The organism is Kitasatospora sp. NPDC096077, assembly GCF_040303245.1.
Taxonomy (GTDB): Bacteria; Actinomycetota; Actinomycetes; order Streptomycetales; family Streptomycetaceae; genus Kitasatospora.
In genome coordinates, this window is the sequence record NZ_JBEOSV010000016.1 from 103075 (window position 1) to 116675 (window position 13601).

Sequence of the window (13601 nt, forward strand, 5' to 3'; positions counted from 1 at the left end):
GAGAGTGCCGCGTGAGTGCCGAAACGACCGTGCCGTCCGCGCTGCTGGCCGGCGACGACGGTTCCAACTACACCGCGCGGCACCTGCTCGTCCTGGAGGGCCTGGAGGCGGTCCGCAAGCGCCCCGGCATGTACATCGGCTCCACCGACAGCCGCGGTCTGATGCACTGCCTCTGGGAGATCATCGACAACTCGGTCGACGAGGCGCTGGGCGGCTACTGCGACCGCATCGAGGTCCTCCTGCACCCGGACTCCTCGGTGGAGGTCCGCGACAACGGCCGCGGCATCCCGGTGGACGTCGAGCCGAAGACCGGGCTGTCCGGCGTCGAGGTCGTGATGACCAAGCTGCACGCGGGCGGCAAGTTCGGCGGCGGCTCGTACGCGGCCTCCGGCGGTCTGCACGGCGTCGGCGCCTCGGTGGTCAACGCGCTCTCCGCCCGCCTCGACGTCGAGGTCGACCGCAGCGGCCACACCCACGCGATCAGCTTCCGCCGCGGCACCCCCGGCATCTTCACCGAGACCAGCCCGGACGCGCCCTTCGAGCCCGCCAACGGTACGACCCGGACCCGCAAGGTGCCCAAGACCCGCACCGGCACCCGGATCCGCTACTGGGCCGACCGGCAGATCTTCCTCAAGGACGCCAAGCTCTCCCTGGAGAACCTGCACAACCGCGCTCGGCAGACCGCCTTCCTGGTCCCCGGCCTGACCATCGTGGTGCGTGACGAGCGGCTCACCGAGAGCGAGCAGGTCGAGGAGTCGGTCTTCCGCTACGACGGCGGCATCGCCGAATTCTGCGAGTTCCTGGCCCCCGACAAGCCGGTCAGCGACGTGGTCCGGCTGCGCGGCGAGGGCACCTTCAAGGAGACCGTGCCGGTCCTGGACGACCTCGGCCACATGACCCCCACCGAGGTCACCCGGCACCTCGGCGTGGACATCGCGCTGCGCTGGGGCACCGGCTACGACACCACCCTGCGCTCCTTCGTCAACATCATCGCCACCCCCAAGGGCGGCACCCACGTCACCGGCTTCGAGCGCTCGCTGGCCAAGACCGTCAACGAGGTGCTGCGCTCCAGCAAGCTGCTGCGCGTGGCCGAGGACGACATCACCAAGGACGACGCCACCGAGGGCCTCACCGCCGTGGTCACCGTCCGGCTCGCCGAGCCGCAGTTCGAGGGCCAGACCAAGGAGGTGCTCGGCACCTCGGCGGCCAACCGGATCGTCGCGGCCGTCGTCGCCAAGGAGCTCAAGGCCTTCCTCACCTCGGCCAAGAAGGACGAGAAGCTGCAGGCCCGGTCCGTGCTGGAGAAGGTCGTCGCGGCCGCCCGCACCCGGGTCGCCGCCCGCCAGCACAAGGAGGCCCAGCGCCGCAAGACCGCGCTGGAGACCAGCTCGCTGCCCGCCAAGCTGGCCGACTGCCGCAGCGACGACGTCGAGCGCAGCGAACTGTTCATCGTCGAGGGCGACTCCGCGCTCGGCACCGCCAAGCTGGCCCGCAACTCCGAGTTCCAGGCGCTGCTGCCGATCCGCGGCAAGATCCTCAACGTGCAGAAGGCCTCGGTGAGCGACATGCTCAAGAACGCCGAGTGCGCCGCGATCATCCAGGTGATAGGGGCCGGCTCGGGCCGCACCTTCGACATCGACCAGGCCCGCTACGGCCGGGTCATCTTCATGGCCGACGCCGACGTCGACGGCTCGCACATCCGCACCCTGCTGCTGACCCTCTTCCACCGCTACATGCGGCCGATGGTCGAGCAGGGCCGGGTCTTCGCCGCCGTTCCCCCGCTGCACCGGATCGAGCTCACCAACCCCAAGCGCGGCCAGGAGAAGTACCACTACACCTACTCCGACGCCGAGCTGCGCTCCACCCTGCTGGAGTTCCAGCGCAAGGGGCAGCGCTGGAAGGAGCCGGTGCAGCGCTACAAGGGCCTCGGCGAGATGGACGCCGACCAGCTGGCCGAGACCACCATGGACCCGCGCCACCGCACCCTGCGCCGGATCAACCTGGGCGACCTGGAGCAGGCCGAGAGGATCTTCGACCTGCTGATGGGCAACGACGTCGCCCCGCGCAAGGAGTTCATCGTGGACTCGGCGGCCACCCTGGACCGCTCGCGCATCGACGCCTGACCGCCGTAGCGGCGCGGCACGACCAGGGCCCTCCACCCACGGGTGGAGGGCCCTGGTGCTGAGGGTTCCACCCGGGGTCCACCCCGGCTCCGATCAGCGCGGGGCGCCGGATCCGTAGCGTCGGAGAGGTCAGAACAAGCCTCTCCTCGGACGGAGAAATCCGATGGTCTCCCTCGCCAACCTCCTCGTGATCGTCGCGGTGGTGGCCGTGGTGGTCACCCGCCAGATGCGTGTCCAGCGTCTGGACACCGAGCGCCGCTTCTGGCTGCTGCCGCTGATCCTGGGCGCGCTCGCCCTGCGCGACCCGCAGATCATCGACCACCAGCACGCCGCGCTGTCCGCCACCCTGCTGGTCGCCGGACTGGTCGCCGTGGTCGCGATGGGATCGGTCTGGGGCTGGACCGTCCGGATCTGGCGGGCCGCCGACGGCGCCGTCCTGGTCAAGGGCACCAAGGCCACCCTGGCCGCCTGGGGCGGGATGATCGCCATCCGGATCGGCCTGTACGCGGTCGGCTCGGCCCTGGGCGTGCACCAGGCGGGCAGCTCGCTGATGCTCGGCATGGCGGTCCTGCTGCTGGTCCGCTCGCTCGTGGTCAACTGGAGGGCCCGGACGCTGGAGCCCGCGCGGGCGACCGCGATCCTGCACTGACCCGCCGCCGTGAGCACCGAGGAGGCACCCTTGTCCGGGTGGTACTGGACCCGCTGGCCCGCCCGGGAGGGGCTGGAGCGCGAGGCCGAGAGCCTGCCGCGGCGGGTCCTCACCGTGCTCGGCCGGATCGTCCTGCTGGCCGTGGTCGGCTGGGGGACCTTCGCCGGCGGCCGGTACGAGGGCTGGGCGGTGGGGGTGGCGGCGGCCGGGCTGGCCGTCGCCGTCGTACTCGTCACCGGGTACCTGCGGGCCACCCGGGGGCAGCGCCCGGCGGCCTCGTACCTGCTGGCCGCCGCCCTGGTCGGCGGCGCCTGGCTGGCCAACTGGGGCCGGGCCTACACGCTCGCCGACCTGCTCTGGGTCGGGCTGGCGGTGTTCTCCGTGGTCCGGCTGCCGCCCGCTCCGGCGCTGCTCACCATGGCGGCCGCGCTGGGCTCGTACGCGGCGGCCAGTTGGGCGAGTTGGCTCAGCGTCCTGGCCACCGTCGGCGGGGTCACCCTGCTCGGGTTCCTGCTCCGGCTGGACATCGAGGCGCGCGGCGCCGCCCGCCGGCTGCTGGTCCAGGAACGGGCCGCCCGGGCCGCCGAGGCGGAGAGCGCGGCGCTCGCCGAACGGGCCAGGATCGCCCGGGAGATCCACGACGTGCTCGCCCACAGCCTGTCCGCGCAGCTGGTCCACCTGGAGGCGGCCCGGCTGATGCTGGATGCCGGGACGGACCGGGAGCAGATCCGCGAACGGGTCGTCGCCGCACGGCGGATGGCGCAGGACGGGCTGGCCGAGACCCGGCAGGCGCTGTCCGCGCTGCGCGGGGAGTTCACCCCGGTCGGGGAGTTCCTGGTGGAGCTGACCGAGCGCGAGCGGGCCCCGCTGACCGTCACCGGTACGCCCCGGCCGCTGCCCGCCGAGGCCGGGTTGGCGGTGCGGCGGACGGCGCAGGAGGCGGTCACCAATGTGCGCAAGCACGCTCCGGGCGCCCGCTGTTCGGTCGAACTGCGCTACCTGGAGGGCGCGGTGGAGCTGGAGGTGCGCAACACCCGGGCGCCGCGCGGTCCGTCGACGGGCGGGGCGTCCGCCGCGGAACTGGCCGACAGCGGCAGCGGGTACGGTCTGCTGGGGATGCGCGAACGCGCGGAACTGCTCGGCGGCACCCTGCTGGCGGGCCCGGAGGACGGAGGGTGGCGGGTGTTCCTGCGGGTGCCGGCATGAACGAGGCGGTCACCAGGGTGCTGGTGGCGGACGACCAGACGGTGGTGCGCGAGGGCATCGTGATGCTGCTGGGGCTGCTGCCCGGCATCGAGGTGGTCGGTGCGGCGGCGGACGGAGAGGAGGCGGTCACCCTGGTGGCCCGCCATCACCCGGACGTGGTGCTGATGGATCTGCGGATGCCGCGGGTGGACGGCGTCGAGGCGACCCGACGGATCCGGGCCGCGCATCCGGAGACCGAGGTTGTGGTGCTGACCACCTACGCCGACGACGAGTCGCTGTTCCCGGCGCTGCAGGCCGGGGCGCGCGGCTACCTCACCAAGGACGCCGGCGGCGAGGAGATCGCCAAGGCCATCGCGGACGTCCGAGCGGGTGCGGCCGGGCTCTCACCGCAGATCCAACTCCGTTTGCTGGAAAGGCTTTCGGAGCCGCCGGCGAAGGCCGATCCGACGGCCGGGACGGGCCCGGAGCGGTCGGCCGGGCGGGGCGGGGAGCTGCCGGACGGGTTGACGGTGCGGGAGGCGGAGGTGCTCGCGTTGATCGCCGAGGGGCTCTCCAACGCCGAGATCGCCCAGCGGCTGTTCGTCAGCCAGGCGACCGTGAAGACCCACATCAACAACCTGTTCGCCAAGACCGCGGTGCGGGACCGTGCGCAGGCCGTCGCGTACGCCTTCCGGCATGGAATCACCGGTACGCAGTAGTAGTCGGATGAGCGTCCGTCAGATGATCGATCACCTCATTGAGTGAACGTATCTGCGATGGTCGGGGACGGTGTCCGGGGGCCTCCATGATGGTTCGGGTCAGAACGCCCGGCCCGGCCCAGGAGCAGCAGTGCCACAGCAGCAGACCAGCAGTCCCGGCCAGGGGCAGCGATTCGACTGGTGGGCCGCTCCGGCCGCCGCCACCGCCTCCGAGCCTGCTGCCGTGCCCCGCCGAACGGCCGTACCGGCCCAGCCGGTGCCCACCCGTCCGGCCGCCGCCCACCCGGCCGCCACCGGGGCCGAGCCGGTGGCCGCGCCCGTCGTCCCGCCGGCCGCGCCGCCCGTGGTGCCGCCGCCCGCCCCGGCCGCCGCCCCGCCGGTCGCGCCGCAGGCGCCGGCGCCGACACCGGCGAGCGGCACCGACAGCACCGAGGTCTACCGGAGCGTCCAGGCCAGCGCGGCCTTCCAGGACATCCGCCGCAGCTACCGGGCGTTCGTCTTCCCGACCAGCGGCGCCTTCCTCGGCTGGTACCTGATGTACGTCGCCGCCGAGGCCGCCGCGCCCGGCGTGATGCGCAGCCGGGTGGCCGGCCCGCTCAACGTGGCCTGGGTGCTCGGGCTGCTGCAGTTCGCCACCACCTTCCTGCTCACCTGGCTCTACGCCCGCAACGCCCGGACCAAGCGCGACCGCGCCGCCCTGGGCCTGCGCTGGGACACCCAGGACCAGCTGCGATGACGACCACCAGCGGCGTGCTGAGCACCGCCACCCCGCCCCCCGTCGCCCCCACCGGCCAGCACCACGGCCTGGCGATCGTGCTGTTCGCCGTCATCGTCCTGGTCACCCTGGGCATCACCCTCTGGGTGGGCCGCCAGGGCAGCGCCGCCGAGGACTTCTACACCGGCGGGCGCGACTTCACCCCGCTGCAGAACGGCTTCGCCCTCTCCGGCGACTACCTCTCCGCTGCCTCCTTCCTCGGCGTCGCCGGGCTGATCGCCCTGTACGGCTACGACGGCGTGCTCTACAGCATCGGCTTCCTGGTCGCCTGGCTGGTCGTGCTGATGCTGGTCGCCGAACTCGTCCGCAACGCGGGCCGGTACACCCTCGCCGACGTGCTCGAACTGCGGCTGCGCCACCGCAAGGTGCGGGCGGCGGCGGGCGGCGCCAGCGTCGTGGTCACCCTGCTCTACCTGGTCGCCCAGATGGTCGGCGCCGGCTCGCTGGTCGCCCTGCTGCTCGGCACCAACAGCGCCCAGGCCCGGACCTGGACCATCATCGCGGTCGGCGCCCTGATGATCGTCTACGTCACGATCGGCGGGATGCGGGCCACCACCTGGATCCAGATCGTCAAGGCCTTCCTGCTGATCGCGGGTTCGGTGCTGCTCACCGTGCTGCTGGTGGTCCGCTTCCACGGCGACCTCTTCGACCTGATGCGCCAGGCGGCCCGGCACAGCGGCGCCGGACAGCGCTACCTCGAACCGGGGCTCAAGTACGGCGCCACCTTCACCAGCCGGCTGGACTTCTTCAGCCTCGGCCTGGCGCTGGTGCTCGGCACCGCCGGCCTGCCGCACATCCTGTCCCGCTTCTACACCGTGCCCACCGCCCGGGCCGCCCGGCGCTCCACGATGTGGGCGATCGGCCTGGTCGGCGGCTTCTACCTGATGGCCATCGCGCTCGGCCTGGGCGCCACCGCGCTGGTCGGCTCCGCCGAGGTGCGGCACGCCAACTCGGCCGGGAACACCGCAGTCCCGCTGCTCGCCCTGGTGCTCGGCGGCGGCAACGGCAGCACCGGCGGGGTGGTGCTGTTCGCGCTGATCTCCGCGATCGCCTTCGCCACCATCCTGGCCGTGGTCGCCGGGCTGACCCTGGCCTCCTCGGCCGCCTTCGCCCACGACATCTGGGCCGGCGCCTGGCGGGTCCGCCCGCGCCGTGACGGGGGAGCGGCCGCCGGGAAGCCGACCGAGCAGCAGGAGGTGGTGGTCGCCCGGTTCGCGGCCGGCGGGATCGGCGCGGTCGCGATCGTGATCAGCCTGTACGCCCAGCAGCTGAACGTCGCCTTCCTGGTCGGCCTGGCCTTCGCGGTGGCGGCCTCCTCCAACCTGCCGGTGCTGCTGTACAGCCTGTTCTGGTCGCGGTTCACCGCCCGGGGCGCGGTCTGGGCGGTGTACGGCGGGCTGGTGCCGGCGATCGTGCTGGTGTTCTTCTCACCGGTGGTCTCCGGCTCCAAGGTGGCGCTGTTCCCCGGCGTCGACTTCCACTGGTTCCCGTTGGAGAACCCCGGGATCGTCTCCATCCCGCTCGGCTTCCTGGCCGGCTGGATCGGGACGCTCACCTCGCCCGAGCCCGCCGACGCGGACCGCTTCGCCGAGCTGGAGGTCCGCGCCCTCACCGGCGCGGGCGCCGCCTAGGGCCTGTCCCCGTCGTGCTCCGGGGAACCCCGGTGGGCCCGCGCCCGCCGGGGTTCCGCCGTTTCTAGGCGCTCCGGGCCGCCAGCCCGTAGCGGTGCTCCGGGCGGCCGGTGTCGCCGTAGCGCAGGGTCAGCCGCAGCCGGCTGTCCCGCTCCAGCTGTTTGAGGTAGCGCTGGGCGGTCGAGCGGCTCAGCCCGGTGGCGTCGGCGACCTCCTGGGCGGACAGCGGCCGGCCGGCCCGGCGCAGCACGCCGAGCACCAGGTCGGTGGTGGGCGCCGAGTGGCCCTTCGGCAGCGCCCCGGTGGGCGGGCCGGCGCTGCGCAGGGTCGCGAACAGCCGGTCGACCTCGTCCTGGCCGGCCTCCCGGGCCGGGGCGGCCAGGGCGTGCCGCAGCTGCGCGTACGCGACCAGCTTGTCCCGCAGTCCGGCGAAGGTGAACGGTTTGACCAGGTACTGCAGGGCGCCGTGCTGCATCGCGGCGTGCACCGTGGAGACGTCCCGGGCGGCGGTCACCATCATCACGTCGCAGGCCACCTGGCGCTCCCGCAGCCGGCGGACCAGGGCCAGGCCGGTCTCGTCCGGCAGGTGGTGGTCGAGCAGCAGCAGGTCCACCGGGCGGCGCTCCAGCGCGGCCAGCGCCTCCCCGGCCGAGTGGGCGGTGCCGGTGACCCGGAAGCCCGGCACCTTGGCCACGTAGGCGGCGTGCACGTCCGCGACCCGGAAGTCGTCGTCCACCACGAGTACGTCGATCATCACGCCTCCACGAGCTGAGCGGTGAGCAGGGCCTCGGGCAGTTCGACGGTGAACCGGGCGCCGCCGAGCGGGCCGGTGTCGAGCACGATCCGGCCGCCGGTCCGTTCGACCAGCCGCCGCACCATCGCCAGGCCCAGCCCGCGCGGACGGTGCGCGGGCGCGTCCTTGCTGGTCCACCCCTCCTCGAAGATCTGCTCGCGCAGTTCCTCCGGCACGCCCGGGCCGCTGTCCACGACCTGCAGCAGCAGGGTGGAGCCGGCCGCGGCCAGGGTCACCTCCAGCCGGCCGCTCCCCGCCAGGGCGTCCATCGCGTTGTCGATCAGGTTGCCGAGCACCGTCACCAGGGCCCGGGGGTCCACCACCGCGTCCGGCAGGTGCGCGGCCGGGGCCAGCACCAGCCGCACCCCGCGCTCGCCCGCCACCGCGGTCTTGCCCGCCAGCAGCGCCGCCACGTGCGGGTCCTGCACCTGTTCGGCGATCCGGGCGGCGACCACCGCGTGCGAGCCGGACTGCTCCGAGATGAAGGCCACCGCCTGTTCGTGGCGGCCGAGTTCGAGCAGGCCGAGCAGGGTGTGCATCCGGTTGGCGTGCTCGTGGTCCTGGGCCCGCAGCGCCTCGGTCAGGCTGCGGGTGGTGTCCAGCTCGCGGACCAGCGACTCCAGCTCGGTGCGGTCGCGCAGCGTCACCACCGCGCCCTCGGTGGTGGCCGTCCGGTTGACCACCAGCACCCGGTCGTCCCGGACGGCCGGCAGGTCGGTGCCGGTGATCCGCCCGGTCAGCACGTCGGCCAGCCGGCCCGGCGGCAGCACCGCGGCGATCGGGCGCCCGGTGCAGTCCCCGGGCAGGCCGAGCAGCCGCAGGGCCTCGTCGTTGGCCAGCCGGATGCCGCCCCGCTCGTCCAGCGCCACCATGCCCTCGCGGATGCCGTGCAGCATCGCCTCGCGCTCGACCAGCAGCGCGGAGATGTCGGCCAGCGCGATGTTGTGGGTACGGCGCTTGAGCCGGCGGGCCAGCACCAGGGTGGCGACCGTGCCGGCGGTCAGGCCGGCGGCGGCGCACAGCAGGATGCCGGTGAGCATCTTCAGCAGGCGGCGGCGGATCGAGTCGTCGCTGATGCCGACCGACACCTCGCCGACGATCCGGCCGTCGGCGGTGCGCAGCGGCACCTTGCCGCGGGCGGTGCGGCCCAGCGTGCCCTGCTGGATCGCGGTGACGCTGCGGCCGCTGAGCGCGGGCTCGGGGTCGGTGCTGACCCGCTGGCCGATCCGGCCCGGGTCGGTGTGCGAGAGCCGGATCCCGTCCAGGTCGGTGACCACGACGAAGCTGGCGCCGGTGGCCAGCCGGATCTGTTCGGCGTTGCGCTGCGCGGTGGCGGTGTCCCGGGCGTCGGCGGCCCGGGCGATGGTCTCGTCGGTGGCGGTGGCCTGGGCGATGGACAGCGCCCGCTGCATCGCGTCGTGGTCCAGTTCGCTGCTGACCGGGGCCAGGAACAGCCCGGCGGTCACGGCGGTGACGCCGACGGTGACGACGGTCTGGCTCAGCAGGAGCTGGGCGAAGACCCGGCGGGGCCAGTGGGGGAGCTTCATCCGGGCCTCCTCTCGGTGGCGTCGGTGCTGCGGGGGTGGGGTCGGGACACCCTATGTTTCCGGGGTGTTTCTGTCAGCCCGCGTCCCCGCAGTTGTAGCGGAAGCAAAACGAGCAGAACACCCCTCAATGCGGAGAAGTCGCACTACGCGCAGATGGCTCCCGTCGGAGCGGGGCCCGCTCCTACCTTTCCGGGGCAAGCACTGACCCGGGAGGAATGAATGACCACTGCCCCGGCGATCGAGCTGACCGGCGCGACGAAACGCTTCCGGACCCCCTCCGGGGCCCTGCACACCGCCGTCCGCGATCTCGATCTGACCGTCGCCCAGGGCGAGTTCGTCGCCGTCGTCGGCCCCACCGGCTGCGGCAAGTCCACCACGCTGACCCTGGTCAGCGGCCTGGAGGAGCCCACCGAGGGCGAGGTCCGGGTGTACGGCGAGCCCGTGCGCGGGATCGACCCGAAGGTCGGGTTCGTCTTCCAGCAGGACGCCGTCTTCCCCTGGCGCACCGTGCTGTCCAACGTGATGGCCGGGCCGCGCTTCCGCGGCGTGCCCGCCGCCGAGGCCCGGGAACGGGCTCGGGACTGGCTGGGCCGGGTCGGCCTGGCCGCCTTCGAGGACCGCTACCCGCACCAGCTGTCCGGTGGCATGCGCAAGCGCGTCGCGCTCGCCCAGACCTTCGTCAACGACCCGACCATCCTGCTGATGGACGAGCCGTTCTCGGCGCTGGACGTGCAGACCCGGGCGCTGATGTCCGACCAGCTGCTGGAGCTGTGGGCGGGGACCGGCTCGTCGGTCGTCTTCGTCACCCACGACCTGGACGAGGCCATCGCCCTCGCCGACCGGGTCGTGGTGATGACGGCCGGGCCCGCCACCGTCAAGGAGGTCTTCACCGTCGACCTGCCACGACCGCGCACCGTGGAGGCCGTCCGACTGGAACCGAGGTTCGTCGAGCTGTACCGCGAGATCTGGGCCTCGCTCGGCGAAGAGGTGCGCATCACCCGGGAGAGAGGAGCGGGTCGTGCCGCTTGAGACCGTGTCCGCCGTCACCGCGGAGACCCCTGCCGCCCCGAGCAGCAGGACCGAGGCCCGCGAACGGGCCGCCCGCAACCGCAGGTTGACCGTCTACGCGGCCCGGGCCGCGGTGCTGGTCGCCTTCCTCGGCCTGTGGGAGGTGTGCGCCCGCACCGAGGTGATCGACCCGTTCAACTTCTCCCAGCCGTCCAGGATCTGGGACCAGATCTGGCAGTGGATCACCCACGGCACCGCCCAGGGCTCGCTCGGCGAGCAGATCGGCTACACCCTGTACGAGGCCCTCAGCGGCTGGGTGATCGGCGTGGTCGGCGGCGTGCTGCTGGGCATCGCGCTCGGCCGGATCCGCTTCCTGGCCGACGTGTTCGGCCCGTACATCAAGGTGCTGAACGCCATCCCGCGGATCGTGCTCGCCCCGATCTTCCTGATCTGGTTCGGCCTCGGACCGGCCTCCAAGGTCGCCTCCGCGGTGGTGCTGGTGTTCTTCCCGGTGTTCTTCAACGCCTTCCAGGGCGCCCGCGAGGTGGACCGCAACCTGGTCGCCAACGCCCGCATCCTGGGCGCCGACAACCGCAGGGTCACCCTCCAGGTGGTCATCCCCGCCGCCACCACCTGGATCTTCACCAGCCTGCACGTCAGCTTCGGCTTCGCGCTGATCGGCGCGATCGTCGGAGAGTACATCGGCGCCACCAAGGGCCTCGGCCTGCTGGTCGCCGCCGCCCAGGGCACCTTCAACTCGGCCGGGGTGTACGCCGCCATGACCATCCTCGCGGTGGTCGCGCTGCTCACCGAGGGACTGCTGACCTTCGCCGAGAAGAAGCTGTTCCGCTGGAAGCCCGCCGACTCGGGCGACGGCCGCTGAACTCCCGCTGCCCGTAGGGCCCATGAGGCCTGTACGGCCCATGAGGCCTGTACGGCCCATGAGGCCGATGCGGCCCGTAAGACGTCAAGACTTCCGAGAAGAGAGGCACCCCCACCCATGCGCCGCTCAGCCGCCGCCGCCCTCGCCGCCGTCCTGCTGTTCCCGCTCGCCGCCTGCGCCAACGACGCCGCCACCGCCGGCCACGGCGCCGCCGCCCCGGCCGGGCAGCAGGTCGACGGACCCAAGGTCAAGATCATGGTCGGCGGCCTGGACAAGGTCATCTACCTGCCCGCGATGCTCACCCAGCGGCTCGGCTACTTCGCCGAGGCCGGCGTCAACGTCGAGCTGCTGACCGAGCCGGCCGGCGTCAACGCCACCACCGCGCTGCTGGCCGGCGACGTCCAGGGCGCCGTCGGCTTCTACGACCACACCATCGATCTGCAGGCCAAGGGCAAGCACGTGGAGTCCGTGGTGCAGTTCGCCCAGGCCCCCGGCGAGGTCGAACTCGTCTCCACCAAGCAGGCCGACGCCATCAAGTCCGGCGCCGACTTCAAGGGCAAGAAGCTCGGTGTCACCGGTCTCGGCTCCTCCACCGACTTCCTGACCAAGTACCTCGCGGTCAAGAACGGCGCGTCCGCCAGCGAGTTCAGCCCGATCGCGGTCGGCGCCGGGCAGACCTTCATCGCCGCGCTCCAGCAGGGCAGCATCGACGCCGGGATGACCACCGACCCCACCGTCGCCACCGTCCTGGACAAGGGCCTCGGCAAGATCCTCTACGACCTGCGCACCCCCGAGGGCTCCCGCCAGGCGCTCGGCGGCCTCTACCCGTCCTCCTCGCTCTACATGAACACCGAGTGGGTGGAGAAGAACAAGGACACCACCCAGAAGCTCGCCAACGCCTTCGTGAAGACCCTCAAGTGGATGTCCACCCACAGCCCCGAGGAGATCGCCGCGAAGATGCCCGCCGACTACGCGCAGGGCGGCGCCGAGCAGTACGCGGCGGCGATCAAGTCCACCCTGCCGATGTTCACCACCGACGGGGTGATGCCGGCCGACGGCCCGAAGACCGTGCTCGCGGTGCTCGCCGCCTTCCACCCGGACGTCAAGGGCAAGGAGGGGACGATCGACCTGTCCCGGACGTACACCACGGAGTTCGTGGGCAAGGCCACCGGCTGAGCCGGCTCCGACCGCGGTCCCGCGCCCACCCCCACGGGCGCGGGGCCGCCGTGGTGCTCGGACGGTGCTCAGACGCCCCGTACCGACAGCACGTCCATCCGCGACGGCGTCCCCGGCGTCTTGCCGCAGCTCTCCGGACGCGCCGGCTCGCTCACCGACTCGATCACGTCCACCTCCCAGGCCCGCCCGTCCCGGTGCAGCACCCCCACCAGCCAGCGGCGCTCGCCGTCCGGCCGCTGCGTCACGGTCAGCGCGTCCACCTCGGTCTCGCCGATCGCCAGCCGCACCGCGTGCTCGGCCGCCTGCCCCGGCCGCTGCCAGCCCGAGCAGCCCCGCGACCACTCCGGCACCATGTGCCCGGCCGCCGTCGCCGCCAGCACCTCCTTGGCACTCTCCGACGTCAGCCGCCCGTACGCGTAGCCGTACGGCAGCACCAGCATGGTGGGGGAGAAGCGGTGCCCACCCAGGTGGGTCACCTCCCAGACCTCGCTGTGCCCGGCCGCCGCCAGCTCCGCCGCCAGCGGACGGCCCAGCAGTGCGCAGCAGCGGTCCCGGCGGCCGTTGGTGCACACCAGCGCCACCGGGCCGCCGACGTGATCCACCCCGAAACCCGTGTGGTCGCCGGCGCCCAGCGCCGCGAAGTCCAGCTCCAGCAGCTCCGCCGGATCCGCCACCCTTGCCCGGCGCACCCAGCCGCGGCCCGGCACCGTGTGCGCCACCAGCACCTCGTGCCGCGTCGTCGGCAGGCAGTCCGCGTGCCGGCCCGGCCGCCGGATCAGGGCCACCCGCACCCCGGTGCCCGCCGCCGCGGCGTCCAGCGCCCGGCCGGTCTCCCGGTCGAGGTGGCTCTCACCCAGCGCCTTCGCACCCCACGGGCCGTTCTGCTCCACCAGCAGCCAGGTGGTCGCCACCGCCGCCGTGGCGGTCAGCGGTTCCGAAAGTTCACGCGACACGGTCGCACAGGTGCTCACCCGGGCAAGGCTACCCTCAGCGGTTCCACCCGGCCCGGGCTCCGGAAACGGCCCGGGAACGGGCCCCGACACCGATCCCGACACCGATCCCGGTACGACGCCGGCACGGCCCCGGGTACGCCGGAGGGCGGGGCGCCCGCA

General features: G+C 73.0%; 12 protein-coding genes. 9 read left to right on the plus strand and 3 right to left on the minus strand.

Annotated features, from left to right (window positions below; all coding sequences use genetic code 11):
• The first annotated feature begins 11 nt into the window (after nt 1–11).
• From ABTZ03_RS16765 to ABTZ03_RS16790, 6 genes are all read left to right on the plus strand, one after another.
• Nucleotides 12–2123: a DNA gyrase/topoisomerase IV subunit B gene (locus ABTZ03_RS16765; RefSeq protein WP_350513700.1), complete on the plus strand. Its 2112-nt coding sequence runs from the start codon at nt 12–14 to the stop codon at nt 2121–2123.
• A 163-nt stretch (nt 2124–2286) separates the two neighbouring features.
• Nucleotides 2287–2772: a DUF1453 domain-containing protein gene (locus ABTZ03_RS16770; protein WP_350513701.1), complete on the plus strand. Its 486-nt coding sequence runs from the start codon at nt 2287–2289 to the stop codon at nt 2770–2772.
• Between the two features lie 30 nt (nt 2773–2802).
• Complete coding sequence (locus ABTZ03_RS16775) at nt 2803–3978, plus strand: sensor histidine kinase (protein ID WP_350513702.1); 1176 nt, start codon at nt 2803–2805, stop codon at nt 3976–3978.
• Nucleotides 3975–4676 (plus strand): response regulator, encoded by a 702-nt coding sequence (locus ABTZ03_RS16780; protein ID WP_350513703.1) that lies wholly within the window; start codon nt 3975–3977, stop codon nt 4674–4676. Before ABTZ03_RS16775 ends, ABTZ03_RS16780 begins: the two co-directional genes overlap by 4 nt.
• 130 nt (nt 4677–4806) lie before the next feature.
• Nucleotides 4807–5412 carry a DUF485 domain-containing protein gene (locus tag ABTZ03_RS16785; RefSeq protein ID WP_350513704.1) on the plus strand — a complete coding sequence of 202 codons (606 nt, stop codon included), beginning with the start codon at nt 4807–4809 and terminating at the stop codon, nt 5410–5412.
• Nucleotides 5409–7082, plus strand: a complete 1674-nt coding sequence (locus ABTZ03_RS16790; protein ID WP_350513705.1) for a monocarboxylic acid transporter — start codon at nt 5409–5411, stop codon at nt 7080–7082. Before ABTZ03_RS16785 ends, ABTZ03_RS16790 begins: the two co-directional genes overlap by 4 nt.
• A gap of 64 nt (nt 7083–7146) precedes the next feature.
• Here ABTZ03_RS16790 and ABTZ03_RS16795 read toward each other — a convergent pair whose 3' ends face one another.
• Entirely contained in the window at nt 7147–7836 is a 690-nt protein-coding gene (locus ABTZ03_RS16795; RefSeq protein WP_350513706.1) for a response regulator, read from the minus strand.
• Nucleotides 7836–9422 carry a sensor histidine kinase gene (locus ABTZ03_RS16800; RefSeq protein ID WP_350513707.1) on the minus strand — a complete coding sequence of 529 codons (1587 nt, stop codon included), beginning with the start codon at nt 9420–9422 and terminating at the stop codon, nt 7836–7838. Before ABTZ03_RS16800 ends, ABTZ03_RS16795 begins: the two co-directional genes overlap by 1 nt.
• A gap of 219 nt (nt 9423–9641) precedes the next feature.
• On the opposite strand from ABTZ03_RS16800, the gene ABTZ03_RS16805 reads away from it, so the two are divergent.
• The 3 genes from ABTZ03_RS16805 to ABTZ03_RS16815 all read left to right on the plus strand — a co-directional run bounded on the left by ABTZ03_RS16805 (nt 9642) and on the right by ABTZ03_RS16815 (nt 12489).
• A complete protein-coding gene (locus ABTZ03_RS16805; protein ID WP_350513708.1) occupies nt 9642–10451 on the plus strand; it encodes an ABC transporter ATP-binding protein in 810 nt (269 codons plus the stop codon).
• On the plus strand, nt 10441–11313 hold the full coding sequence (locus ABTZ03_RS16810) for an ABC transporter permease (protein ID WP_400926161.1): 873 nt from the start codon (nt 10441–10443) through the stop codon (nt 11311–11313). The genes ABTZ03_RS16805 and ABTZ03_RS16810 overlap by 11 nt, the downstream gene beginning before the upstream one ends.
• Before the next feature lie 117 nt (nt 11314–11430).
• Nucleotides 11431–12489, plus strand: a complete 1059-nt coding sequence (locus ABTZ03_RS16815) for an ABC transporter substrate-binding protein (protein WP_350513709.1) — start codon at nt 11431–11433, stop codon at nt 12487–12489.
• Between the two features lie 68 nt (nt 12490–12557).
• On the opposite strand, the gene ABTZ03_RS16820 is transcribed toward ABTZ03_RS16815, so the two are convergent.
• Nucleotides 12558–13460 (minus strand): ferredoxin family protein, encoded by a 903-nt coding sequence (locus ABTZ03_RS16820; RefSeq protein ID WP_350513710.1) that lies wholly within the window; start codon nt 13458–13460, stop codon nt 12558–12560.
• Between the last annotated feature and the right edge of the window lie 141 nt (nt 13461–13601).

What these genes read in the sequence shown, in the direction of transcription:
- ABTZ03_RS16780 (WP_350513703.1), top strand. Translation starts at nt 3,975, where the DNA reads ATGAACGAGGCGGTCACCAGGGTGCTGGTGGCGGACGACCAGACGGTG.
- ABTZ03_RS16770 (WP_350513701.1), top strand. Translation starts at nt 2,287, where the DNA reads ATGGTCTCCCTCGCCAACCTCCTCGTGATCGTCGCGGTGGTGGCCGTG.
- ABTZ03_RS16815 (WP_350513709.1), top strand. Translation starts at nt 11,431, where the DNA reads ATGCGCCGCTCAGCCGCCGCCGCCCTCGCCGCCGTCCTGCTGTTCCCG.
- ABTZ03_RS16800 (WP_350513707.1), bottom strand. Translation starts at nt 9,422, where the DNA reads ATGAAGCTCCCCCACTGGCCCCGCCGGGTCTTCGCCCAGCTCCTGCTG.
- ABTZ03_RS16790 (WP_350513705.1), top strand. Translation starts at nt 5,409, where the DNA reads ATGACGACCACCAGCGGCGTGCTGAGCACCGCCACCCCGCCCCCCGTC.
- ABTZ03_RS16795 (WP_350513706.1), bottom strand. Translation starts at nt 7,836, where the DNA reads ATGATCGACGTACTCGTGGTGGACGACGACTTCCGGGTCGCGGACGTG.
- ABTZ03_RS16805 (WP_350513708.1), top strand. Translation starts at nt 9,642, where the DNA reads ATGACCACTGCCCCGGCGATCGAGCTGACCGGCGCGACGAAACGCTTC.